The 24602-nt window shown below is 34.3% G+C and carries 25 protein-coding genes; 19 read left to right on the plus strand and 6 right to left on the minus strand.

Annotation, left to right across the window (positions count from 1 at the left end; all coding sequences use genetic code 11):
- Positions 1-101 precede the first annotated feature (101 nt).
- The 4 genes from HYI43_02415 (at position 102) to HYI43_02430 (ending at position 5495) form a co-directional block, all read left to right on the plus strand.
- On the plus strand, positions 102-488 hold the full coding sequence (locus HYI43_02415) for a CidA/LrgA family protein (GenBank protein UDI77456.1): 387 nt from the start codon (positions 102-104) through the stop codon (positions 486-488).
- A gap of 1 nt (position 489) precedes the next feature.
- Positions 490-1176 (plus strand): LrgB family protein, encoded by a 687-nt coding sequence (locus tag HYI43_02420; protein UDI77457.1) that lies wholly within the window; start codon positions 490-492, stop codon positions 1174-1176.
- A 51-nt stretch (positions 1177-1227) separates the two neighbouring features.
- Positions 1228-2967 carry a pyruvate oxidase gene (locus HYI43_02425; protein UDI77458.1) on the plus strand — a complete coding sequence of 580 codons (1740 nt, stop codon included), beginning with the start codon at positions 1228-1230 and terminating at the stop codon, positions 2965-2967.
- A 461-nt stretch (positions 2968-3428) separates the two neighbouring features.
- Positions 3429-5495, plus strand: coding sequence for a PTS transporter subunit EIIC (locus HYI43_02430; GenBank protein ID UDI77459.1), 2067 nt, complete (start codon positions 3429-3431; stop codon positions 5493-5495).
- Positions 5496-5557: 62 nt separating this feature from the next.
- Here the strand turns inward: HYI43_02430 and HYI43_02435 are convergent, their stop codons facing one another.
- Both HYI43_02435 and HYI43_02440 read right to left on the minus strand, forming a co-directional pair.
- Complete coding sequence (locus tag HYI43_02435) at positions 5558-6085, minus strand: LysE family transporter (protein ID UDI79256.1); 528 nt, start codon at positions 6083-6085, stop codon at positions 5558-5560.
- Between the two features lie 235 nt (positions 6086-6320).
- On the minus strand, positions 6321-7373 hold the full coding sequence (locus tag HYI43_02440; protein ID UDI77460.1) for a zinc-dependent alcohol dehydrogenase family protein: 1053 nt from the start codon (positions 7371-7373) through the stop codon (positions 6321-6323).
- 216 nt (positions 7374-7589) lie between these two features.
- On the opposite strand from HYI43_02440, the gene HYI43_02445 reads away from it, so the two are divergent.
- Positions 7590-7994 (plus strand): acyl-CoA thioesterase, encoded by a 405-nt coding sequence (locus HYI43_02445; protein ID UDI77461.1) that lies wholly within the window; start codon positions 7590-7592, stop codon positions 7992-7994.
- Between the two features lie 22 nt (positions 7995-8016).
- On the plus strand, positions 8017-8340 hold the full coding sequence (locus tag HYI43_02450) for a thioredoxin family protein (protein UDI77462.1): 324 nt from the start codon (positions 8017-8019) through the stop codon (positions 8338-8340).
- 60 nt (positions 8341-8400) lie between these two features.
- Here the strand turns inward: HYI43_02450 and HYI43_02455 are convergent, their stop codons facing one another.
- A complete protein-coding gene (locus HYI43_02455) occupies positions 8401-9366 on the minus strand; it encodes an L-lactate dehydrogenase (GenBank protein ID UDI77463.1) in 966 nt (321 codons plus the stop codon).
- A 174-nt stretch (positions 9367-9540) separates the two neighbouring features.
- Between HYI43_02455 and HYI43_02460 the strand changes: the two genes are divergently transcribed.
- On the plus strand, positions 9541-10527 hold the full coding sequence (locus HYI43_02460; GenBank protein ID UDI77464.1) for an alpha/beta hydrolase: 987 nt from the start codon (positions 9541-9543) through the stop codon (positions 10525-10527).
- Positions 10528-10856: 329 nt separating this feature from the next.
- Here HYI43_02460 and HYI43_02465 read toward each other — a convergent pair whose 3' ends face one another.
- A complete protein-coding gene (locus tag HYI43_02465) occupies positions 10857-11771 on the minus strand; it encodes an EamA family transporter (protein ID UDI77465.1) in 915 nt (304 codons plus the stop codon).
- A gap of 112 nt (positions 11772-11883) precedes the next feature.
- Here HYI43_02465 and HYI43_02470 point away from each other — a divergent pair, with 112 nt between their 5' ends.
- Positions 11884-12768, plus strand: a complete 885-nt coding sequence (locus tag HYI43_02470) for a helix-turn-helix transcriptional regulator (GenBank protein UDI77466.1) — start codon at positions 11884-11886, stop codon at positions 12766-12768.
- Between the two features lie 18 nt (positions 12769-12786).
- Here the strand turns inward: HYI43_02470 and HYI43_02475 are convergent, their stop codons facing one another.
- Positions 12787-13107 carry a hypothetical protein gene (locus HYI43_02475; protein ID UDI77467.1) on the minus strand — a complete coding sequence of 107 codons (321 nt, stop codon included), beginning with the start codon at positions 13105-13107 and terminating at the stop codon, positions 12787-12789.
- Between the two features lie 423 nt (positions 13108-13530).
- On the opposite strand from HYI43_02475, the gene pgsB reads away from it, so the two are divergent.
- From pgsB to HYI43_02525, 10 genes are all read left to right on the plus strand, one after another.
- Complete coding sequence (pgsB, locus tag HYI43_02480; GenBank protein UDI77468.1) at positions 13531-14688, plus strand: poly-gamma-glutamate synthase PgsB; 1158 nt, start codon at positions 13531-13533, stop codon at positions 14686-14688.
- Between the two features lies 1 nt (position 14689).
- Positions 14690-15142, plus strand: coding sequence for a poly-gamma-glutamate biosynthesis protein PgsC (gene pgsC, locus HYI43_02485; GenBank protein ID UDI77469.1), 453 nt, complete (start codon positions 14690-14692; stop codon positions 15140-15142).
- A 23-nt stretch (positions 15143-15165) separates the two neighbouring features.
- Complete coding sequence (locus HYI43_02490) at positions 15166-16239, plus strand: CapA family protein (GenBank protein ID UDI77470.1); 1074 nt, start codon at positions 15166-15168, stop codon at positions 16237-16239.
- Positions 16229-16390, plus strand: coding sequence for a hypothetical protein (locus HYI43_02495; GenBank protein ID UDI77471.1), 162 nt, complete (start codon positions 16229-16231; stop codon positions 16388-16390). Before HYI43_02490 ends, HYI43_02495 begins: the two co-directional genes overlap by 11 nt.
- A 1-nt stretch (position 16391) precedes the next feature.
- On the plus strand, positions 16392-17993 hold the full coding sequence (locus HYI43_02500; GenBank protein ID UDI77472.1) for a gamma-glutamyltransferase: 1602 nt from the start codon (positions 16392-16394) through the stop codon (positions 17991-17993).
- Positions 17994-18236: 243 nt separating this feature from the next.
- The gene (gene xylB, locus HYI43_02505; GenBank protein ID UDI77473.1) at positions 18237-19724 is read left to right on the plus strand and encodes a xylulokinase; all 1488 of its coding nucleotides are present in this window, start codon (positions 18237-18239) and stop codon (positions 19722-19724) included.
- Positions 19725-20148: 424 nt separating this feature from the next.
- The gene (locus tag HYI43_02510) at positions 20149-21195 is read left to right on the plus strand and encodes a PTS sugar transporter subunit IIC (GenBank protein ID UDI77474.1); all 1047 of its coding nucleotides are present in this window, start codon (positions 20149-20151) and stop codon (positions 21193-21195) included.
- Between the two features lie 2 nt (positions 21196-21197).
- Positions 21198-21884 (plus strand): serine dehydratase, encoded by a 687-nt coding sequence (locus tag HYI43_02515; GenBank protein ID UDI77475.1) that lies wholly within the window; start codon positions 21198-21200, stop codon positions 21882-21884.
- A gap of 13 nt (positions 21885-21897) precedes the next feature.
- Complete coding sequence (gene sdaAA / locus HYI43_02520) at positions 21898-22794, plus strand: L-serine ammonia-lyase, iron-sulfur-dependent, subunit alpha (protein UDI77476.1); 897 nt, start codon at positions 21898-21900, stop codon at positions 22792-22794.
- A gap of 166 nt (positions 22795-22960) precedes the next feature.
- Positions 22961-23221 carry a hypothetical protein gene (locus HYI43_02525; GenBank protein UDI77477.1) on the plus strand — a complete coding sequence of 87 codons (261 nt, stop codon included), beginning with the start codon at positions 22961-22963 and terminating at the stop codon, positions 23219-23221.
- Between the two features lie 19 nt (positions 23222-23240).
- On the opposite strand, the gene HYI43_02530 is transcribed toward HYI43_02525, so the two are convergent.
- The gene (locus HYI43_02530; protein UDI77478.1) at positions 23241-23735 is read right to left on the minus strand and encodes an N-acetyltransferase family protein; all 495 of its coding nucleotides are present in this window, start codon (positions 23733-23735) and stop codon (positions 23241-23243) included.
- A 171-nt stretch (positions 23736-23906) separates the two neighbouring features.
- Here HYI43_02530 and srtA point away from each other — a divergent pair, with 171 nt between their 5' ends.
- Positions 23907-24518 carry a class A sortase SrtA gene (gene srtA, locus HYI43_02535; protein ID UDI77479.1) on the plus strand — a complete coding sequence of 204 codons (612 nt, stop codon included), beginning with the start codon at positions 23907-23909 and terminating at the stop codon, positions 24516-24518.
- Positions 24519-24602: the final 84 nt, after the last annotated feature.

Consider the following 24602-nt stretch of genomic DNA (forward strand, 5'->3'; position numbering starts at 1 on the left):
ATGGATATTTTTCTATTAAACCATTTTAAATTAGAATTTTGAATATAGGTTTAAATTTCATTGTAACAATTTCGACATATTTTAGTGGAGGGTCAGTCATCTTGAAAAAAGCATTATTAGTTGCCAAAATCATTGTTCAAATAGCCATTATCATAGTCATCAGTTATATAGGTAGTTTTTTACAAACGTTGCTGCACATACCGTTAGCTGGAAGTATAGTGGGGATGATGTTACTTTATCTCCTATTAGAATTTAAAATCATACGAATGGATTGGATATCTGAAGGCGCAGAGTTCTTACTCGCAACCATGGTCTTCTTCTTTATTCCATCCGTCGTAGGTATTATGGATATTGTTTCTAATATCACACGAAGTTATATCATATTCTTCCTTCTAATAATTGTTGGTACAAGTTGTGTAGCACTTGTCTCAGGTTATATTGCTGAAAAGATGGTTAAACAACCTGACGTAAAGAAAGGTAATCAATAATATGAACTTGCTACAAGCTACATTAATGATATTGTTAACCGTCATCATGTACCTAATTGCCAAAAGACTCCAACAAAAATATGATAATCCTTTTTTGAATCCAGCATTAATCGGTTCAGTAGGAATTATTATCATATTATTATTAACCAATCAGAACTACCACGACTATATGACCGGTGGTAAATGGATTAATCATCTATTAAATGCTACCGTTGTATGTTTGGCTTATCCACTATATAAGAATCGACATAAAATCATCGACAATTTAAGTATCATTTTTTCAAGCGTGTTGGCTGGCGTGATACTTAATTTTGTGTTAGTGTTTACCTCGTTAAAGTTATTGGGTTACGATGAAGAAACGATTGTAACTATCTTACCCCGTTCAATAACAGCTGCTGTAGGTATTGAAGTATCTCAAGAATTGGGAGGTACAGATACCATTACAGTATTATTCATTATTACTACTGGTTTAATTGGTAGTATGATGGGTTCAATGTTATTAAAAGTTGGTAACTTCAAGACTTCAATTGCCAGAGGGTTAACTTACGGTAATGCATCACACGCTTTCGGTACAGCCAAAGCGTTAGAACACGACATCGAGTCTGGCGCATTCAGTTCAATAGGAATGATTTTAACGGCTGTAATCAGTTCGATACTCATTCCAATCATGATTATTTTATTCTACTAAGGGAATATGTATTAAGTACTCGTTTAAGATATGAAAGGAGCTATTGTAATAATGGCGAAGATTAAAGCAAATGAAGCATTAGTTAAAGCGTTAGAAGCGTGGGACATTGATCACTTATATGGTATTCCAGGTGACTCAATCGATGCAGTAGTAGATAGTTTACGTACAGTTAGAGATTCATTCAAATTCTATCACGTACGTCACGAAGAAGTAGCAAGTTTAGCAGCTGCTTCATATACTAAAATGACAGGTAAAATTGGGGTTGCATTAAGTATTGGTGGTCCTGGTATTGTCCACTTATTAAATGGTATGTATGATGCTAAAATGGATCGCGTTCCACAATTAATTTTAGCTGGTCAAACTAACAGCACTTTATTAGGAACTAAAGCATTCCAAGAAACAAACATTACTGACATGGTTTCAGATGTTTCTGTATTCAATCATCAAATTCAAAAAGGCGACAATGTATTTGAAGTTGTAAACGAAGCAATTCGTACTGCTTATGAAAAACGCGGCGTAGCTGTTGTTGTTTGTCCAAATGATTTATTAACTCAAAAAATCAAAGACACTACACACCGTGCAGTTGATACTACTAAACCAAAAGCACCATCTCCAACATTACGTAGTATTAAAAAAGCAGCTAAATTAATCGATAAAAGTAAAAAACCAGTTATGATTATTGGTGTTGGTGCACAAAACGCTAAAGATGAATTACGTGAATTTATTGAAGCAGCAAAAATTCCAGTCATTCATACGTTACCAGCTAAAACAATCTTACCTGATGACCATCCATATAGTATTGGTAACTTAGGTAAAATTGGTACTAAAACATCTTATCAAACAATCCAAGATGCTGACTTATTAATCATGGCAGGTACAAACTATCCATATGTTGACTACCTACCTAAGAAAAATATTAAAGCAATCCAAATTGACACTAACCCAGATGTAATTGGTCATCGTTTCAGTGTAAATGTTGGTGTTGTTGGTGATGCTAAAGTAGCTTTCCATCAATTAACTGAAAGCATTAAACACGTACCACAACGTGCATTCTTAGACAAAACGTTAGAACGTAAAGCTGTATGGGATAAATGGATGGAACAAGACATGAACCAAGAAAGCACACCAATCCGCCCAGAACGCTTAATGAAAGCAATCAGTAAATATAGTAACGATGATGCGGTATTCTCAATCGATGTTGGTACATCAACAGTTTGGTCTACACGTTATCTAAACCTATCTGTAAATAATAAATTTATTATTTCTTCATGGTTAGGTACAATGGGTTGCGGTTTACCAGGAGTGATTGCTTCTAAAATTGCTTTCCCTAAACGTCAAGCGATTTCAATTAGTGGTGACGGTGCATTCCAAATGGTAATGCAAGACTTTGCAACTGCTGTTCAATATGATTTACCAATGACAATCTTTGTTATGAATAACAAACAATTATCATTCATTAAATATGAACAACAAGCTGCTGGTGAATTAGAATATGCCATTGATTTCTCTGATATGGACCATGCTAAATTCGCTGAAGCTGCAGGTGGTAAAGGTTATGTCTTAAAAGACCCTAGCCGTATCGATGAAGTTGTAGAAGCTGCATTAAATGAAAATGTACCAACAATCGTTGATGTACATGTTGATCCAAACGCTGCGCCATTACCAGGTAAAATTGTTAATGAAGAAGCAATTAACTATGGTAAATGGGCTTACAGATCAATTACTGAAGATAAAAAATTAGACTTCGACGAAATTCCACCAATTTCAGTTGCTGCTAAACGTTTCTTATAATATATCGAATATTTGAAAACTGCCGACAAAGTTTAAGACTTTGTTGGCAGTTTTTTGATATCAAATAAAATTTTTATTGCTATGCATATTATTTTCGAAATAATAGCAATTTGTAACAAAAAAAGTATTGAAAACGTTTTACTAAATATATATAATAATATGGAATTGAAAAAAGAACTGCGTGTTACTATTAAATTAGGCATAAGCAAAAATAAGAGATTAAGATACTTTAATATCTTAATTAGAATACACACTTGAAGGATTAGTATATCTACACATACTTTATCTAACTATCTAAAACGACGTGTATTCTTGAAAGTAGACTAGGAATCATCCTATGTATTTCTGTATTTCAGTATAGAAATGCCTACGATGATGACCTTGAACGTACTTTTCTCTGTTTTGCTTATGTCTTTTTTGTTGTCCATTAAGTTCAATCTAACATGAAGGGAAAAAGAATTATGTTTAAGAAATTTTTCGGTCAATTGCAACGTATTGGTAAAGCTTTAATGTTACCAGTTGCTATTTTACCAGCTGCCGGTATCTTATTAGCATTCGGTAATGCTATGCACAATGAACAATTAGTTAAACTTGCACCTTGGCTAAAAATGGATGCTTTCGTCATGATTTCATCTGTTATGGAAGCGGCTGGACAAATTATTTTTGATAACTTGCCACTCTTATTTGCAGTTGGTACAGCACTTGGATTAGCCGGTGGTGACGGTGTTGCCGCACTAGCAGCTTTAGTAGGTTACTTAATCATGAATGCCACTATGGGACAAATTATGCATATCACAATCGATGATATTTATAGTTATGCTAATGGCGCTAAAGAACTCAGTCAAGCGAATAAATTACCAGCATATGCCTTAATCTTAGGTATTCCAACACTTCAAACAGGTGTGTTCGGTGGTATCATCATGGGGGCACTTGCTGCTTGGTGTTATAACAAGTACTACAATATTACATTACCGCCATTCTTAGGGTTCTTTGCCGGTAAACGTTTCGTGCCAATTGTGACATCATTAGTTGCGATTATCACTGGTATCGCATTATGTTTTATTTGGCCTCCGATTCAAGATGGTTTAAATGGCTTATCTAACTTCTTATTGAATAAAAACTTAACGTTAACAACATTTATCTTTGGTATTATTGAACGTTCATTAATTCCATTTGGTTTACATCATATTTTCTATGCACCGTTCTGGTTCGAATTTGGTCATTATACAAACCATGCAGGAGAACTCGTTCGTGGTGACCAACGTATCTGGATGGCACAATTAAAAGACGGTGTACCGTTTACAGCTGGTGCATTCACTACAGGTAAATATCCATTCATGATGTTTGGTTTACCAGCAGCAGCATTTGCGATTTATAAAAACGCTCGCCCAGAACGTAAAAAAGTAGTCGGTGGATTAATGTTATCAGCTGCTTTAACATCATTCTTAACAGGTATTACAGAACCATTAGAATTCTCATTCTTATTCGTAGCACCGTTATTATATGTTATTCATGTATTTTTAGCAGGATCATCATTCTTAATCATGCACTTACTCGATGTTAAGATTGGTATGACATTCTCAGGAGGATTTATCGATTATATCCTTTATGGTTTATTGAACTGGGATCGTACACATGCATTATTAGTTATTCCGGTTGGATTAGTTTATGCAGTTGTTTATTACTTCTTATTTGATTTTGCAATTAGAAAATTCAATCTTAAAACGCCTGGTCGTGAAGATGAAGAACAAGAAATTCGTAACTCAAGTGTGGCGAGATTACCATTTGACGTATTAGATGCAATGGGTGGTAAAGAGAATATTAAACATTTAGATGCGTGTATCACACGTTTACGTGTTGAAGTGAATGACAAATCTAAAGTAGACGTTCAAGGATTAAAAGCATTAGGTGCTTCAGGTGTGCTTGAAGTGGGTAATAACATGCAAGCAATCTTTGGTCCTAAATCTGACCAAATTAAACATGACATGTCATTAATCATGAAAGGTGAAATCACGAAACCTAGTGAAACAACAGTTACTGAAGAAGTATCTGATGAGCCAGTTCACTTAGAAGATGTAAAAGAAACAGAAATCTATGCACCAGGTACAGGTCACATCATTCCATTATCAGAAGTACCAGACAAAGTATTCTCTGAAAAAATGATGGGTGACGGTGTAGGGTTTGTTCCAGAAAAAGGCGAAATCGTGGCACCATTCGATGGTACAGTTAAGACAATCTTCCCAACTAAGCATGCGATTGGATTGGAATCTGAAACTGGTGTGGAAGTTCTTATCCATATCGGTATTGATACAGTGAAATTAAACGGTGAAGGTTTCGAAAGTTTAGTTAATGCAGATGAGCCTGTAACACAAGGGCAACCATTAATGAAGATTAACCTAGCTTACCTTAAAGAACATGCGCCAAGCACAGTTACACCAATCATTATTACTAACTTGGGCGATAAAACATTAACAGTTGAAGATGTTGAATCCGTAGATCCAGGAAAAGCAATTATGAAAATTAAATAATATTAAAATAAACCTCTTGTCAGTAGTAATGACAGGAGGTTTATTTTTATCGGGAAAATGAACTACCAAAGTTCTATAGCACTATAAAGTAATAAAACTGTGATAACTACATTAATGATTTTATAATGTTGTTGATAGATTCGATTCATCATTTGTCCTAAAAGGCTCCATACGATTGCGCCTGCAATACCAATAACAATGAGTAAAACCGAGCGTACAAAAGTAGAATTCCAAGTATCAGGTAAAGTGAACGTTGTTAAGCCAGTTAAAAAATATAACATTGCTTTAACATTCGTAGCTTGAATCAATATACCTTTGAGTACAGGGCGATCTAAAGCCTCTTTTGCGCTATCTGGCTTTGAAATCAATACATGATACGCAAGATATAATAAATAAATCGTACCGATAATCTTCATAATGATAATAAAGCTATGATTATGTTTTAATGGTTCTGAAAATAATAAAGCAATTGCTAGTGTAAATAAAATACCTATGAACACACCTAAATTAAAAGGTAAAGCTCTTATGAAGCCTTTACGTTGACCTTCAGACATTGCCATGATGGTATTAGGTCCAGGTGTGAATGACATGGTAGTAATAAAAAGCAAGTAAGAGAACAATGCGCATCACTCCTCTCGAAAAGTTGAATAAATCTATTTTAACACCAATTTAAATAAAAACGAGATTAAATTTTGATAATTCTGATATTTTTAGTTATATTCCATGTAAAAAAGACCTTTAACCATTGACTACGCATTTTGAGATAAAAGCTTAGAATGGCTAAAGGTCTTATAAAAATTGATAATATAAAATGATGATTATGAATTATTGTGTTACATCATTCTCTATAAGTAATTTAATTGCTTTATGATCTGTAGCATTTCTGAATAAATCATAGGCATGTTCAATATCGCTTAACTTGCTATAGTGTGTAACCAATTGTTCTGGTTGAATAATTTTACTTTTCAAAGCTTCTAATAATTCTTCGGTCGTATTGGCTGAAACTAAACCTGTTGTGACATTAATATTTTTAATCCATAATTTATCAATATCGAATTGAACAGGTAAACCATGGACACCCACGTTAGCAATTGTGCCATCGATGCCAATTAACTTTTGACATAAATCAAACGTTTGTGGAATACCAACAGCTTCAATGGCTACGTCTACACCACGATGATTTAATGATTTAACTTGGGCGACAGCGTCTTCAGCATGAGTTGAATTAATTGTATGTGTAGCACCTAATTCTTTCGCAGTTGCCAAACGGTTATCATCTAAATCAAGCATAATAATTTTAGAAGGTGAATAGAATTGTGCTGTTAATAATGCAGCTAAACCAACTGGGCCTGCACCAACAATCGCAACAGTACTACCTGGTTTCACTTTACCTTTCAAGACACCAATTTCATAGCCAGTTGGTAAAATGTCAGAAAGCATAACTAATGCTTCGTCTGGCAAAGATTCCGGTGCATGATATAAAGAGTTATCTGCGAAAGGTACTTTAACATATTCTGCTTGTGTACCGTCAATTAAATGACCTAAAATCCAGCCACCATCATTTTCACAATGTGCGTAGATACCTTTCTTACAGTAATAACATTTACCACATGATGATATACAAGAGACAATGACTTTATCCCCAACTTTGAAATTATTAACATTAGAGCCAACGGACTCAACGATACCAATACCTTCGTGACCAAGTGTTGTGTTGGCAGGTACTTCCGGCGTATCACCTTTAATGATGTGTAGGTCGGTACCACAAATAGTCGTTTTAACCATTCTAATAATGGCATCTGTACTCTCAGTAACGACTGGTTTGTCCTTGTCGATAAGTTTGGCTACGCCGGGCTTTTCATAGATATAGGCTTTCATGAGCATTATCCTCCAATATATGTGAATATTTTCACAATAAGTATATCATGTCTATATTTGTTTGTATTTAATTAAAATAATATATAATAAAATTGACATATATTATTGTTAGAATGATAGGGTACAGCTAAAATGGCTACACAGTTAAAGTAGATGAAAAATACATTCAATCGGCGTAAAATAGAGCTATATAGTAACTTAAAGGAGCTTAACATGATGTCAGAAGAAGGTTTACTAGTAGCTGAAAGAGAAATTGAAGTCAATAATTATGATATAGATGCAATGGGAATTGTAAGTAATATTGTTTATGTACGTTGGTTTGAAGATTTACGTACCATTTTTATTAACAAATATATGACATTTTCTGAAATGATGAAACAACATCTTTCTCCAATATTAATGAAGACAGAAATCGAATATAAAGTGCCGATTACAATTCATGATAAACCAGTTGGTAGATGTTGGTATGTGCAAGGTAGTCGTATGAAATGGGTATTCAAATTCGAGATTGCTTCAGGAGATAAAGTCCATTGTATTGGTTATCAAACTGGCGGTTTCTTTGACTTAGAAAGACAACGCATCACAAAGATGCCTGAAGTCTTTCAAGATTTATTAAAATAAATGAAAGTAAAGGTGAGCGGATATGGCAGAACAACTTACAAGTATGAGTCAATTTTATCAATTTATTCAAACGCATGATTTAGCTGTGATTCATGTGATGCGAGATAACTGTTCAGTATGTCATGCCGTTTTACCACAAATTGAAGATATTTTAAAAGACTATCCACATGCGCCACTAGGTGTAATTAATCAATCAGAAGTAGAAGAAATTGCTGGAGCGTTATCAATCTTCACTGTACCAGTAGATTTAATTTTTATGAATGGTAAAGAAATGCATCGTCAAGGTCGCTTTATTGATATGCAAAACTTCGAGCGCCAATTGAAACGAATGCATGATAGTTTATAGTAGTGGAAAAGGAAGTGGGACAGAATTCTTTTTAAATTCGTTGTCCCACTTCCTATTCGCTTATATGCGATTCATTATAGTATTAATAAGGTTATCTGCACGTTGTTGATAGTCTGCGATGACCTCACCTGATTGTTGTAATTGAGATAATTCTGTTTCTGATAGGGTTAATTCAATAATACGATCAGCACCATTTCCGTTAATAATTGTAGGCGTACCGATATATAAATCGCTCAGTCCATATTCGCCTTCGACATAACTTGAAACATTCATAATAACATTCTTATTGAAAAGGATTGCTTCTACGATGCGAACTAAACTTAATGAGATGCCAAAATTGGTTGTGCCTTTTCGAACATAAATATCATAACCAACTTGTGTCGTTTGAGTTGAAATCGATTGCTTAAATGTCGCAATATCCGTATCATTGCTCAATAAATCCAACACAGGTTCTCCTGCGATTTGTGCATGTGACCAAACTTGAACTTGAGAATCACCATGTTCGCCAATCACAGGCGCATATACATGATGAGGTGCCACATCAAAGGTACGACTTAAGAAGAACTCGAAGCGGGCAGTATCGAGTGATGTTCCTGAACCAATGACTTTGTTTTTAGGAAAATGAGATACCTGTTTGACGACATAACTCATAATATCAACTGGGTTTGAAGGCAACACAAAATAACCGTCAAAGCCGTTATCAATAACTTGTTGAATCATCGGTACAAAGATATTGACATTATCTTCAAGTAATTTAAGACGTGTTTCACCTTTAGCTAATTTCGCACTAGCACATATCACCACAATATCCGCATCAGCACAATCGGCATAAGTTCCTACATGAACGTCGACAAAGTTATCACTAAAAGGGGTAGCATGATTCAAATCCCACACATCCGCTTTTGCTTTATCTTCGTCAATATCAATGATTGCAAGTTCATCTACTAAACCTCTCGCTACAATGGCATGTGCGAAAGCAGAGCCCACATAACCACTACCAATCAGTACAATTTTATTCTGTGTCATGATTCATAACCTACTTTCATTTTCAGATTGAAAATTCTGATAATTTAGTATAAGAATATCATTTTGAGCAAAAAAAGAAAATGTCTGGGAATACGTCAGTTTGTAGTGTGATTTACTAAAATAATATGATGATAGGGTTTATAATAAATAAGTGTATAGGAGGTCATGGAAATTATGAAAAAAAGATTATTAACTGTTGCTACGTCAGCGCTATTAGGATCACTAGCATTCGTTAAAGTGAAAGAAAAAAGAAGTTATAAAAGTGTGTTGACTGAAAAATATATCCGTATGTCAGGAATGAAAAAGACATTTGAAAATGTCGAAGATGCTAAGAAAGCGTTGGAAGAAATGAAAGAAGTTACGGCAGGCAAATACGGCGGTACAAGTTACGAATTCCAACATGATGTGAGAACAAAAAGTTGGAATGGCTCATTGACCTATGTCATTAATGATAAACGAGATCGCCTACAACGCGTTATATTATACATTCATGGTGGCGCTTGGTTCCAAGATCCATTAGATGACCACTTTAATTTCGTTGATGAATTAGCAGGTCAACTTGATGCGAAAATCGTTATGCCAATATATCCTAAAGTGCCTCATCGTGACTACCGTACAACATTTGAATTGCTAACACGTATCTATGAAAAGAATCTAGCTCAAGTTGATCATCCACAGCAACTCACGATTATGGGTGATTCAGCTGGTGGTCAAATCGCTTTATCTTTTGCTGAATATTTAAAACAAGAAACTGAGTTTCAACAACCTGGTCACATTGTAATGTTATCCCCAGTGTTAGATGCAACATTTAGTAATCCAGATGCGAGAGACTATGAAAAAATTGATCCAATGTTAGGGATAGATGGTAGTAAATACTTCATTAAATTATGGGCAGGTCATTTACCAGTTGAAGATTATAAAATTTCGCCTATCAATGGTGACTTAGAAGGTCTAGGACGTATATCCATTTTTATTGGTACGAAAGAAACACTTTATCCTGACGCGTTACGTTTATCTAATATGCTCAATGATAAAGGTATTGAACATGACTTTATTCCAGGGTATAACTTATTCCATATTTATCCTATCTTCCCATTACCTGAAAGACATAAGTTCTTTGCACAAATTAAGAAGATTATGTCAGAGGGAAATGAGCAATAGCTGACTGAATTGAGAAATAGCTAATTTTAAGTAATTCACAATTCAAGTCATCCTTGTGGTAGGGATATAAAATATTTTAAAAACTGATTTTACAAGTAAAGTAAATGGGAGCAAGAGCCTGGGACACAAATAATATATTAATGTTATTTCGCAAATTCGCAGTAGCTGACTGAACTGAGAAGGCACTTAAATCAAGCTTTTCTCAGTTCTAGTCATCCTTGCGGGCGGGGCCCCAACAAAGAGAATTTCACTAAGAAATTCTACAAGCAAAGCAAGTTGGGAGTGGACGACGAATTTAAAAAGCATTCTGTCCCACTCCCTTGCCCTTTTTAGATTTCTTCAGGCTGTTTTTTTAAGGATAGTATCAGAATTAAAATGAGTATTAATACGATACCAATTACCTGACCAGTTTTAAACGTTACACCTAACCATAAGGCACTTGTGATAACTGCAATAACTGGTTCTATCGTACCAAGTAATGTTGTTTCCTTTGGAGAAAGGTATTTTAAACTATCAATAAATAAATAGAAGGCAAACGCTGTACCTGCAATAATACCGAATAATAAATAAATGATTGTAGATATAGTCATATCACCGAATGAAATATCCCATATAGGATGTTTAAAGTTCATGGCTAAACCTGAAATAATCATGGCCCATCCTACGATTAAAATGGAAGGGAACTTTTCAAGTAAACCAGTAGCATAAATGGTATAGAAAGCGAGTGCCAATCCTGCAATAATGCCCCACATAAGACTAACGGGTGAAACAACTAAATGAGAGATTGAGCCATTCGTTAATAACAAGAAAGTACCTATTAATGTCATTGCAATTGCAAACACATCAAATGGTCGAAAGACATCAAGCCCTCGTATAACGAACCAAATAATAATATAAACTGGGGCAATATATTGTAAGAGCGTTGCTACCGCAACATTACCAGTTGCAATCGAAGCCATATACGCATATTGAACGAACAACATTCCGATTAAACTATAAATAAGTAAACTGATAATCGTTTTTAAATTAGTAAATACTATAAATATTGAACGTTTAGGGTGAAGTATTTTATAAAGTGATAATAAAAAAATACCACTTACTAATAATCGTGCAGTTACATACCAATCAACATTAATATGACGCTGATTAAATAGCAAATCTGATACGGTTCCTCCTAATCCCCATAGTGTCGCACCAATAATTGCGAAAAGGACACCTTTTAATCTGTGATGCGTTTGATTCATATGATACACCTCCATAACACGATTGTTTTACTATAAATCTCATAATATAATGTTATTAAAGTTGATAATACTCAAATAATGAGTAAAAATATCAAAATATTGAGGTGGTTTAATGATTTCGAAAATGATGCTCTCAGAAGATTTAGAAGAGAAAATTAACTACCCTGATCGTCGATGGCCTCATGTTATATTACATACAACTTTAAATGAAACGGTACTAGGCTATATTCCGCTGCATTGGCATTACGCATTACAATTTATGTACGTAACTGATGGTATCGTTCAAGTTAAAATTGCAGATAATGAATTAGAAATTAAGCAAGGGGAAGGTTTATTTATCAATTCTAATGTTGTGCATGAAATCCATGAAATAGTGGAAAATTCAAAATTTTATTGTTGGAATATTGGCTTACCTAATGTTACTGAATATATTAATTTTACGTATGTAAGTCATATCATAGAGCAAGCACAAACCATTCCTTTCATTAAATTAATACGTGATGTGGAAGAGGATAATCATTTATTGAATAGCATTGAAAAGGTTGGACGTATATACATAGCACAAGAAGGATACTATCAACTTGAAATACTTAGTGAATTTTATCAATGTCTAAATAAACTATTGTTAATTTTCCAAAAATATAAGGAAATCAATCATTATTTCTTTGATCCTAGGGTGAAACAATGTATTGAATATTTACAAAGTCATTATTCATCGAAGATTAAACTATGCGATCTTAGTCATATCATTCATATGAGTGAAGCGGAAACGATTAAATTATTTAAACGTTTTGTAGGGGATACACCGTTTAATTTTTTACAGAATCATCGTCTCGAGCAAAGTGCGAAACAATTAATGTATGTACATAGCAATGTGACAGAGGTCGCGATGAATTGTGGTTTCTCTACGACGAGTTACTTTATTCAGAGTTTTAAACGTAAATACAACTTAACACCTAAACAATTTCAAATTAAATATGCAAAATATATTAAATAAAGCAGATGCGATATCTCATCATTCGGATGAGCTTGCATCTGCTTCGTTATGTTTAGAATTTGAAATTGTATTTGAATGTGTCGTGTTATGTTCTTTCTTAGCGACTTCAGAAGTAGCTGCAGAAGCTTTGTTTAATTTCATGTCGTTTACATTCTCATTAGAATCTTTAGTTACGCTATTAATATGTTGATGATCAGTGTCTAAAACTGAATTACTCATATCATTACCTTGTAAACTACCTACAAGAATGAACACTAAATAACTTGAACAAGCTAATAATACTATTGCTAGATAAATGCCAACTGCGATTTTAACCGGTTTAGCCATCGTTTTATCCATCAATATCCTCCTAAAGTTGTACCTTAATTTACTTATAAAGTAACATCTGATTTTTAAGATAGTGTAAATAGGAAGTAAATATTTCATTATTTATCTGCAAAGTCTAATTAATTATTAAGTTTCTCAAAATAATTTTGAAATTTCTCTTTAGTTTTAATCATATTTATTTATAAAATCTAAAATTTTTAACGTCTGTTAATAATATTTTACATAATATTTACATTGTTAAAACTGACTAAATAAGGAAATGATAGCATACATTTAGTTAGAAGAAATGGTTAGTTTTTATGAGCATCATAATTAGAAACTAACTATTTTTAATATCTTCTATATTAATATGTTGCTAAATCTTCATTATACATATTCAATTAGAAATATATTCATACAACTTAATACAAAACTATCAAAGAGAGGGACTATATTGTGATTCTCATAATAATTTGTATCGCATTGATTTTATGGTTAGGGGTCAAAGAGAAAAAACGCCATACAAATCGACTTAATAAAATTCCTTTAAGAATCAATATTAATGGTATTAGAGGAAAATCGACGATAACAAGAATGATATACAGTGTGTTAAGAGAAGATCATTATCATGTTATTGGTAAGACGACAGGAACAGATGCACGTATGTTGTATTGGTTTACTGATAAAGAGTATCCCGTTGTACGTAAACCACAAGGTGCCAATATTGGAGAACAACGTGACATCGTAAGAAAAGTCGTCAAACAAAAAGCGGATTCCTTAGTTAATGAATGTATGGCGGTTAACCCTGATTACCAAATTACATTCCAAAATGATTTAGTAAGAGCGAATATCGGCGTTATTGTCAATGTGATGGAAGACCATATGGATGTGCTCGGCCCCACACTACAAGATATTGCGCAAGCTTTCACAGCAACTATTCCTTATAAAGGAAAGTTAGTCGTTATGAAAGATGACTTCACACAATTCTTCGCGAAAGAAGCAAAAAAACGTAAAACAGAATTAATTGTTGTAGATAAAGATGAAGTTCCTGAATCGTATTTACGAAAGTTTCCTTACCTCGTCTTCCCAGATAATGTAGCGATTGCCTTGGGGGTTGCTGAAGCAGTTGGCGTAGATAAAGATACTGCGTTACGAGGTATGTTGAATGCACCGCCAGACCCTGGTGCAGTTGAAATTAAGTACTTCAATGCAAATAACACGCGAAATGTATTTGTTAATGCTTTTGCAGCCAATGAACCACAATCGACAAAAGCAATCTTAAATAAAGTTGAATCATATAATTATCCATACACTAAAAAGGTGGTCATTCTAAATTGTCGTTCAGACAGAGTGGATAGAACACGCCAATTCGTCGATAACTTTATCGATGAAGTAGATTTCGATACTTTAATTTGTACTGGAAAAAGTACGCAAATGGTCACTGATTTAATGCAACATTTGCCTGAGAAAAAGTATCTAAATTTTGAAAACCGTGAATTCCCAGAAATAGAAAAAGCCATTATTAGAGAATCACAAAATGCGCTTATTTTCTGTGTAGGTAACATTCATGGTCCAGGTGGTAGAATCGCAGAATTCATAGAAGGGATAGAATAAAATGATAGGTTCAGAATTATACTTCTCCCTATTTGTCGGCATTGTATTAAGTTTAATCTTTGCAGAGAAATTTGGGATTAATCCAGCAGGACTCGTTGTACCGGGTTATTTAGCACTTATTTTCGATCAACCCATTATGTTGTTATCAGTATTAGTTATTAGTTGTTTAACATTTTTCATTGTTACATATGGTGTAAGTAGATGGGTTATTTTATACGGTAGACGAAAATTTGCGGCGATGATATTAACAGGTATGGTACTTAAATTTATCTTCGACTTAATATATCCTCTAACTCCTTTTGAAATGGTAGAAGTATCCGGAATCGGGGTTGTTATTCCTGGTATCATCGCAAATACAATTCAAAAACAAGGTGTCGTGATTACGTTATCAACAACAATGTTATTAACTTGTATTACATATGTCATCTTATTCTTATATAGCTTTATTAATTAATCGCGAGCAAGGAGCGCAGAATAATGAAAAAGAAAAAACGGTTAACAGCGAGCGAATGGTTACTCAAGCAATCTAAGCGACATAAACGTCGAAATTTTATTTATACATTAATCGTACTCATTGTTGCACTTGTACTTCTAGTATTTGCCATACGTGCTGTAAAGGTTGAACCAGTAGCGGCAATGCCAAGTTCTGGTAACGATAATATCCGTAGTACATATTTAGGTAATGTCACACTCAATAAACATATACGTCAAATGGACTTAAATGATGTGTTTGCGAGTTTAAAAGAACCACTTCAACATAGCGATTTTTCAACAGCATCGCTATTGGTAAGTCACTTTTCAAAAAATCCAAAAGATAATATCAAAAAGAATATTGAGAATATCATGTTCTTAAAGAAACAAAATATCAAGAGTGTGAATTTAATTAATAACACGATTGATAATGTACAAGCTCAAGATTTGAGTAAACAAGTTGAGGCGCAAACGGATTACAACTTTATGACTGGTAACGGCTCTAACCCGATTAACAGTAAGACTGTTCAACAAGAAGTGAAGGGTAAAAAGATTGCCAATGTATCATTTACAGATGTTGGCTCAAATTATGAAGATCCGTTGAAGAATACGACGTCAATTAGTTTGGATCCTAATATCTTTGTTCCGCTAATTAAGAACTTGAAAAAGAATAATGATTTAGTCGTGGTTAATGTTGACTGGGGTATACCTAATGAACGAAATGTAACAGATCGTCAACGTGAATATGCACATGCTTTAGTTAATTCTGGTGCAGATGTCATCATAGGTCATAACTCAGTTGTTCAAAAAGTTGAAAAATATAAAAACGCAAGCATCTTTTATAGTTTAGGTAATCTAACATCAGATTCCTTCTTATCTAAAAACCAAAAAGGAATGGTAGTGCAACACGATTGGAATGGTAAACACAATCAATTCAGCATTACACCCGTACGTTCTGCTGATGGAAAAATTACGAAAGACAACATGAGCAAGATGGAAGCACAGCGCTATTACAATAATATTAAAGATAAATCAATTCACCTGAAAAAGGAGAATGGAGGGTATCACTTTGAATATTAAGAAGCATTGGGTAGGTATCGTAACAACGCTCATTATCATTGTTATTCTATTGATGGTAACGTTTGCGAAAGCGAACGAAGGCCTTGATAATTTCGAGAAAAATGAATTGAAAAATACAACGGAGCAATACTTATCAAAAGGGGCCAGTTAGTATGAATATTTATAGTAAAGTGACGCTATCAGTCATTTTAGTCATAACAATTCTAGTATCATTTGTTTTCTATTATTTTAATAAAGAGGATCGACCTGATAAAGATACGCTATTTGAAAATAAAATCGCCAAACATAAAGCATCAGGAAGTAATAAAAAATACGGCGTTGCTTCTAACAATGCGATTGCTACGCGAGTAGGTAATAAAATTATTGAAGATGGTGGTAATGCCACTGACGCAGCCATCGGTGTGTCGTATGCACTAGCGGTTACCGAACCACATTCATCAGGACTTGGTGGCGGTGGTGCTACGCTTACATATAATGGTAAAGATGGCGAAGAACCAAAAATGTATGAGTATAAAACATTGTCTTCATATAACTATAAAAAAGGCGATAAAATCGGTACACCTGGTTTCGTGCAAGGTATGCATGACTTACACGAACGTGAGGGTAAAATGGACGAAAAGAAAATCTTAAACTATGTAATTCCGTTAGCTGAAGATGGCTTCGAAGTGGATTCAGAGTTGGAACGTAGTTTGAAATTATATGGTTCAGATATTGATCGAGATTCACCATTCTTCAAAGGTAATAAAACTGTACGTGAAGGCGATGTCGTTAAACAACCTGCCTTAGCTAAAACAATAAAAGGTATTAGAGATAAAGGTACATCATTTTTCTATAAAGACATGGCTAAAAGCGTATCAAAACAAATTGATAATGAATTGACTGAAAAAGACTTGTCATCTTTTAAAACAGAAGAGAAGAAGCCGGTATCTACTAAGTATTTAAATAACACAGTGTATTCAGCTTCAAATCCACTTGGTGGTTCACTGATGTTACAAGGTTTGAAAATTGACGAAAGTGAAGATGCAAGTAATCAACGCGCTGATTTCATTAATGGTATTGTTAAATCTCGTGACGTCATGTATCGCAACCGTGATATAGTTAATGGTCAAGAGGCAAGTAGTGATACGCATCTGTCTCAAGATTATTTATTAGATAATTTAAATAACGTTAATAGTGGCGGGAATAACGGCGACAATAGTAGTAACTTTGATGCATCAATGGAGACGACAAGTACAACGCACTTTGTTGTCATTGATAAAGAGGGGAAACTAGCAAGTACGACGAATACGTTATCTAGTTTCTTTGGTTCAGGAAAATTTGTCAAAGAAGGCTTCTACATGAATAACTCATTAACGAACTTCTCAAATGATCCTAACAGTCCAAACTACGGTGCGAAACATAAAGCACCACGTTCTTATACTGCACCATCAATTGTAGTAGGACCCGACTTCTATATGGGTATCGGTACACCGGGCGGAAATAAAATTCCAACGATACTAAATGAAGTCTTGATTGATTACTTAAGAAATGATGGTACATTACAAGAATCGATAGATAAACCTCGTTTCTACAATGATGGAGGTACAATCTATTATGAAAATGCCATGAGTGATGAGGATATTAATACATTCAAAAGTATGGGCTATGGTGTGAAAGAGAAACGTAATGATGCGAACTTTGGTAGTGTTCAAGGCGCAATATATAATAAAAATGATAAAACAGTAGAAATCGGACACGATGTTGGTAATAGATAACCATAGTTGAATAGAATAATGAAGTAAGACTCAAGAGATAATAAAAAACTCTTGAGTCTTATTTTATAAATTTATAGCGATTAAACGCTTTTATAACTATTGAAATTATAGCTAGAATAGATATGATTAAGATAAAGCACTTTAAATTTAATTAGAATAATATATAAATCGAATAATGATTAAATTGCCTTTCTATATTAATAGATTTACTGATTAAGATACTTACATAAAGGTGGAATGGTCATGGAAGCAGTTGTATTGGGAATAGATTTAGGTACTAGCGCAGTGAAAATAATTGCTGTAAATCGTCAAGGAGATGTTATTGCATCTACAAGTGAACCACTAACATTAGTGCAACCACGTGCAGGATATAGCGAACAAAATCCGAAAGAATGGTTTGAAGCGGTTAAAACAGGTATTAAACGGATTAATCAATCATCGGAAATGTCTGATTATGTTGTAAAGGGCATATCGTTCTCAGGGCAAATGCATGGTTTAGTTGCATTAGATCATCATAATGAACCCGTACGTCATGCCATATTATGGAATGATACACGTAACTTTGAGCAGTGTCAGCAAATTAAAGCTATCTATGGTGAACGCCTCAATGGTAATCCTATTCTTGAAGGATTTACATTACCTAAAATGTTATGGGTCCAGCAACATGAACCAGAGCTATGGAAGCGTGTGCGTGTATTTGTCTTGCCAAAAGACTATGTGCGTTATTGTTTAACTGGAAAGATTCACATGGAATATTCTGACGCAGCAAGTACGTTATTGTTGAGTCCTAAGACGCATGATTGGACACGTGATGTAGGTGAACGTTTAGGTATTGGTGACGTTTATCCCCCTTTAGTACGTTCAACTGCCTATGTTGGCGATGTGATGAAGGACTTAGCCGTAGAGCTAGGATTTACAGAAGATGTTAAAGTTTTTGCAGGTGGCGGAGATAATGCATGTGGTGCCATTGGTGCTGGTGTCATTAATGGCGATGATACATTATGTAGTATCGGCACGTCAGGTGTCGTATTAACTGTTGAAAATGAAGGCAATACCGAATATACCAATAACATTCATTTCTTTGATCACAGTGTGCCACAAACATTTTATGCGATGGGCGTAACACTTGCAGCAGGTTATAGTCTCAACTGGTTAAAACAAACCTTCTTTGAAAATGAAAGCTTTGACGACATTGTGAAACACGCAAGTACCTCAACCATCGGTGCGAATCATCTCTTGTTTGCTCCGTATTTAGCTGGTGAACGAACACCACATGGTGATGCATTTATTCGAGGAAGTTTTATTGGTATTAGTGGTAGTCATCGAAGCGCTGATTTTGCTAGAGCAGTGCTTGAAGGCATTACATTCTCACTCTATGACTCTATTCAGCTTATGAGAGAAGCTGGAAAGCAAATCACCCACATTACTTCAATTGGCGGGGGCGCTAAAAGTGATTTTTGGCTACAAATGCAAGCAGATATCTTTAATGCCAAGATTCGTAAATTAAAACACGAAGAAGGACCAAGTATGGGCGCAGCGATGATTGCAGCATATGGACTTGAATGGTTTGATTCGTTTGATGACTGTGTGGCATCGTTTATAGATATCGCATGTACGTATGAACCCGATTCCAAAAAACATGAAACGTACGAAGCTTATTACAATATTTATCGACAAATTTATCAACAGACACATCAACTTACAGAAGATTTATTAAAAATTGAAGAATAAAGATATTAGGAGTAGTACAAAATTTATTTTAAGAGTAAAATAAATTTGTATTGCTCTTTTTGTATGACTTGAAATATTTTGAAATAAAAATAAAATTGAACATGCATTAATGACAAGGACTATGAGACGGTATTGAAGGAATGATGTATATATTGCGATAAATATGCAATATAACTGAAAATATCAAATATTGTGAATGTCTTTGGGAAGGTTTACAAGGCTTAATAGCAGAGTGTAATATGTTAAGAATAAATTAGTAATTTACAATTAATTGAAAAAGGAAAAAAATTAAGACTCAAAAAGTATCAAAATGTGATTTTTTTCACAAATTTAACTTATTTATCACTTAATGTGTCTTGAAATCGTTTTCTCAAGGGTGTACCATGTCTATGGTTAGTAAATAAATAGAAAGAGGTTTTGGGGAATGAACATTATCTTAGGAGTGGGTACACTCGTATTAGTGCTTATCGTTATGACGTTATTCTTAAACTTTGCGCCATACGGTAAACAAGGACTACAAGCATTATCAGGGGCTGCTTGTGCAACATTCTTGCCACAAGCTTTCCTAAGTTACGCTATTGGTGGCGTATTCCATATTCACTTTTTTCAAACAATTGGTGATTTAGTTGGAAGTTTGGCAGGGGTTGCAGTTGGTATATTAACATGTTTAAATCTTGGCGTTTCACCTGTCTTTGCTGTTATTGTTGGTTTAGTATTACATGATTTTAAATTACTACCAGCTTTCATTGCAGCTTATTTAGTTGCTTTCGGAATCAAATTTATTGAGAAAAAAGTTCCAGAAGGTTTAGACTTAATTGTTGTTATCTTATTAGCACCAGCTATTGCATTTGGTTTAGCAACGGTTATTAGCCCAGGAGTTATGGCCGTATTACATCAAATTGGTGGTGCGATTACTTCTGTAGGAGATAGTCATCCATATGCGTTAGCAATCATCTTAGGATTAGTTATTCCAGTAACGGGTATGACACCATTAAGTTCAATGGTATTAACAAGCTTACTTGGATTAACAGGAATTCCAATGGCTATCGGTGCTTTAACATGTACAGGTTCTTCATTTGTTAACGCTGTATTATTCAGCCGATTAAATATTGGCGGAAGTAAATCTAAAGCATTCGCAGTATTTATTGAACCATTAACTCAAATTGATTTAATCGCAAAATATCCATTACAACTTTATGGTACGAATGCAATTGTTGGAATGGTAAATGCATGTATTGTAACATTTAGTGGATTAGTCATTGGCGTTAAAGGTATGGCTACACCAATCGCTGGTGCTATCGTATTATTCGGATTCAATAATCCAACTAAATCTGTCATCACTATTATTGCAGTTGCAATCACAAGCATTATATTAGCATTTATCTTCAGCACATTAATTAAAAAATTCAACTTAATGGATATGAGTTTTAAAATGCCTGGTAAACAGAAACAACCTAAGGAGAGTGTTTAAGTATGGCTACTAAAAAAAGCTACGATTATCAAAGTGCATTTGATATCATCGGCCCTGTAATGATGGGACCTTCAAGTTCTCATACAGCGGGTGCTGTTAAAATAGGAAATGCTGCTTATACAGTATTAGGCGGCATGCAACCTGAAAAATTAACGATTCATTATTACGAATCCTTTGCAAAAACACACCAAGGTCATGGCACAGACTTAGCAATTATTGGTGGTTCAATGGGTTATAGTACATTTGACAGCCGTATTAAAGAATCAACATCAATTGCTAAAGAACAAAATATTGACGTAGATATTATTGAAGAAGACGGACCAAGTATTGGCGAACATCCTAACTGTGCATACTTAGTAGCTGAAGCGCAAGGTCGTCACATTGAAGTCATCGGTAACTCTATCGGTGGCGGAACAATTAAATTACGTAGAATTAATGTTGAAGGACTAGAAGTCAACTTTAATCATGGTTTACCACTTTTAGAAATGGACGGTAAAATTAGCAAATCAGAAGTAAACCATTTCTTAAATGATGTTACTGAACTTGGAGCAAAATTTGACGAAGAAATGATTGATACGGGCAATGATCATAGCTTAGTTGTCATTCCACTATCAAAAGCATTGCCAGAAGCAACATTAAATCAAATTAAAGAAAAATATAGTCATTTAAATATATCCTATATTAAATAGAGGGGGATTAAAGATGTTTGATTCAATTAGAGAAACGATAGACTACGCAGTTGAAAACAAAATGTCTTTTGCAGATATTATGATTCAAGAAGAGATGGACCTTTCAGGTCAATCTCGCGAAGAAGTTAGAGATACAATGAAACAAAACCTAGACGTTATGCGTGATGCTGTAATTAAAGGAACTACGGGCGACGGTGTTGAAAGTGTAACAGGTTATACTGGTCATGATGCGGCAAAAATTCGTGACTACAATGAAAACAATCATGCACTATCTGGTCATGAAATGATGGAAGCAGTCAAAGGCGCTGTAGCTACTAATGAAGTTAACGCAGCAATGGGTATCATTTGTGCGACTCCAACAGCAGGGTCCTCCGGTACCATTCCGGGCGTATTATTCAAATTAGAAAAAACACATGGCTTAACTGAAGATCAAATGGTTGATTTCTTATTCGTATCATCATTATTTGGTCGTGTCGTAGCAAACAACGCAAGTGTTGCAGGTGCTACTGGTGGTTGCCAAGCAGAAGTTGGTTCAGCTTCAGCAATGGCAGCAGCGGCAGCAGTAGCAATTTCTGGTGGATCACCAGAAGCATCAGGACATGCAATGGCTTTAGCTATTAGTAACTTATTAGGTTTAGTATGTGACCCAGTTGCTGGTTTAGTTGAAATCCCATGTGTGATGCGTAACGCGATTGGTTCAGGTAATGCTTTAATCTCTGCTGACCTAGCCTTAGCAGGCGTTGAAAGCAGAATTCCAGTAGATGAAGTTATCGAAGCTATGGATAAAGTAGGCCGTGGCTTACCAGCAGAACTAAGAGAAACAGGTCTTGGTGGTTTAGCTGGAACACCTACTGGAGAAGCTATCAAGAAAAAAATCTTCGAAGCATCTGAAAATCCAGTTAAGAGCTAAGATGAACATAAGCTAAATTCAAACGTTCTTGAGTGTTATTTAACATTCAAGAGCGTTTTTTTGTTTCTAAAAATGAAAGCGCTTTAATTAAAATTACTGAAAATTTAAAAAAGTTGTTGCAAAATTTCACTCTTGTGTATAAAATAGCTCAAAAGGGGATGATGATATGCTTAGATTATGTATCATCTTTTTAGTATTCGTGACTAACACAACTATTACACATTTATGGACAGTTGAGGGAACATGGGAGAACCTTTTATTGCAATCAATGTCATTAAGTATGATTATTGTATTCCTGTTTTATTATGTGAGTTTTGTAATTGCGGAGAAAAAGAGGAAACAAATAGAAATGTTACTTAAAAAAGAATTCTTTCACGAGAAGGAAGACCTTTTTGAAAAGGACGATAAAAGAAAAGTAAGTGAGTAAAAGGGGCTCACTTACTTTTTTATTTAGCATGTAAATCATATTGATAGAATGCTAAATCTAACCAACGTTCAAATTTGTAACCAACATTTTTAACAGTACCAGCATGTGTGAAGCCAAATTTCTCATGTAATCGAATACTACTGTCATTGGAAGCATCGATACCAGCTACAATGGTACGATAATTACGTTTTTTAGCGTCTGTGATTAAATGACTTAACAATTTAGAAGCAATACCTTGGCCTCTATAATGCTTATCAACATAAATAGAATGTTCAATGGAATATAAATAAGCAGGCCAATTTCTAAATTGACCGTAAGTAGCAAAGCCAACTGTTTTTCCATTTAATTCGTAAACAAATATTGGTTCATTCGCAAGGACTTTCGCTTCAAACCAACTTTCACGTTCATTAAGATTTTGTTCGTCGTATGTGTAGACTGCTGTGGTATTAAGAATTGCATCATTGTAAATTTCTAGTATCTCTGGCAAATCTTTGCGTTCTGCATTTCTAATCAAGTTGACACCTACTTTTCAAAGTTTCTTTTATATTACATCTTAGAAAATGCTTAATGCAACTATATGTTATTAAATATGACACAATTTATAAAAGAGAATTAAATTAAAACTTCTAAATAAAAATGGTATACTATGTGCAAAGTAAGACACTTAAAAGGAGTACTTAAATAAATGAAAAATTGGACAAATCGATTGATGACCATCATTGGCGTGGTTCTTATCTTAGTAGCAGTGTATTTATTTGCTAAACCACATATCGATAATTATCTACATCAAAAGGATAACGATAATAAAATAGAACAATATGATAAAAAAGATGAAAGTCAGCAATCAAGTAATAATAAAACACCAACTATCCCGAAAGACAAAACTAAAATGGCAGGGTATATCAGTGTACCTGATGCAGAAATTAAAGAACCAGTATACCCAGGACCCGCGACACCAGACCAATTAAATCGTGGCGTCAGTTTCGCAGAAAAAGATGAATCATTAAGTGATCAAAATATTTCCATCGCAGGACATACTTTTACAGATAGACCACACTATCAATTCACAAACTTAAAAGCTGCCAAAAAAGGAAGTATGGTCTACTTCAAAGTAGGTAAAGAAACGCGTAAATATAAAATGACGAGTATTCGTGATGTTAACCCAGATGACGTTAAAGTCCTTGATGAACATAAAGGTGAAAAAAATCAATTAACCCTCATCACTTGTGACAATTATAATGAGAAAACAGGCGTTTGGGAAAAACGTAAAATCTTCGTAGCTAAACAAGTTAATTAATCTAATTAAACATTTCGATTTAGGGAAGTAGAATTTCTAATCGAAATGTTTTTTTTAATAGTTGGAATATGTGTCATTAATATA

This window comes from Staphylococcus taiwanensis, assembly GCA_020544305.1.
Taxonomy (GTDB): Bacteria; Bacillota; Bacilli; order Staphylococcales; family Staphylococcaceae; genus Staphylococcus; species Staphylococcus taiwanensis.

What these genes read in the sequence shown, in the direction of transcription:
- HYI43_02420 (UDI77457.1), top strand. Translation starts at nt 490, where the DNA reads ATGAACTTGCTACAAGCTACATTAATGATATTGTTAACCGTCATCATG.
- HYI43_02425 (UDI77458.1), top strand. Translation starts at nt 1,228, where the DNA reads ATGGCGAAGATTAAAGCAAATGAAGCATTAGTTAAAGCGTTAGAAGCG.
- HYI43_02430 (UDI77459.1), top strand. Translation starts at nt 3,429, where the DNA reads ATGTTTAAGAAATTTTTCGGTCAATTGCAACGTATTGGTAAAGCTTTA.
- HYI43_02435 (UDI79256.1), bottom strand. Translation starts at nt 6,085, where the DNA reads ATGTCATTCACACCTGGACCTAATACCATCATGGCAATGTCTGAAGGT.
- HYI43_02440 (UDI77460.1), bottom strand. Translation starts at nt 7,373, where the DNA reads ATGAAAGCCTATATCTATGAAAAGCCCGGCGTAGCCAAACTTATCGAC.
- HYI43_02445 (UDI77461.1), top strand. Translation starts at nt 7,590, where the DNA reads ATGTCAGAAGAAGGTTTACTAGTAGCTGAAAGAGAAATTGAAGTCAAT.
- HYI43_02450 (UDI77462.1), top strand. Translation starts at nt 8,017, where the DNA reads ATGGCAGAACAACTTACAAGTATGAGTCAATTTTATCAATTTATTCAA.
- HYI43_02455 (UDI77463.1), bottom strand. Translation starts at nt 9,366, where the DNA reads ATGACACAGAATAAAATTGTACTGATTGGTAGTGGTTATGTGGGCTCT.
- HYI43_02460 (UDI77464.1), top strand. Translation starts at nt 9,541, where the DNA reads ATGAAAAAAAGATTATTAACTGTTGCTACGTCAGCGCTATTAGGATCA.
- HYI43_02465 (UDI77465.1), bottom strand. Translation starts at nt 11,771, where the DNA reads ATGAATCAAACGCATCACAGATTAAAAGGTGTCCTTTTCGCAATTATT.
- HYI43_02470 (UDI77466.1), top strand. Translation starts at nt 11,884, where the DNA reads ATGATTTCGAAAATGATGCTCTCAGAAGATTTAGAAGAGAAAATTAAC.
- HYI43_02475 (UDI77467.1), bottom strand. Translation starts at nt 13,107, where the DNA reads ATGGATAAAACGATGGCTAAACCGGTTAAAATCGCAGTTGGCATTTAT.
- pgsC (UDI77469.1), top strand. Translation starts at nt 14,690, where the DNA reads ATGATAGGTTCAGAATTATACTTCTCCCTATTTGTCGGCATTGTATTA.
- HYI43_02490 (UDI77470.1), top strand. Translation starts at nt 15,166, where the DNA reads ATGAAAAAGAAAAAACGGTTAACAGCGAGCGAATGGTTACTCAAGCAA.
- HYI43_02500 (UDI77472.1), top strand. Translation starts at nt 16,392, where the DNA reads ATGAATATTTATAGTAAAGTGACGCTATCAGTCATTTTAGTCATAACA.
- xylB (UDI77473.1), top strand. Translation starts at nt 18,237, where the DNA reads ATGGAAGCAGTTGTATTGGGAATAGATTTAGGTACTAGCGCAGTGAAA.
- HYI43_02510 (UDI77474.1), top strand. Translation starts at nt 20,149, where the DNA reads ATGAACATTATCTTAGGAGTGGGTACACTCGTATTAGTGCTTATCGTT.
- HYI43_02515 (UDI77475.1), top strand. Translation starts at nt 21,198, where the DNA reads ATGGCTACTAAAAAAAGCTACGATTATCAAAGTGCATTTGATATCATC.
- sdaAA (UDI77476.1), top strand. Translation starts at nt 21,898, where the DNA reads ATGTTTGATTCAATTAGAGAAACGATAGACTACGCAGTTGAAAACAAA.
- HYI43_02525 (UDI77477.1), top strand. Translation starts at nt 22,961, where the DNA reads ATGCTTAGATTATGTATCATCTTTTTAGTATTCGTGACTAACACAACT.
- srtA (UDI77479.1), top strand. Translation starts at nt 23,907, where the DNA reads ATGAAAAATTGGACAAATCGATTGATGACCATCATTGGCGTGGTTCTT.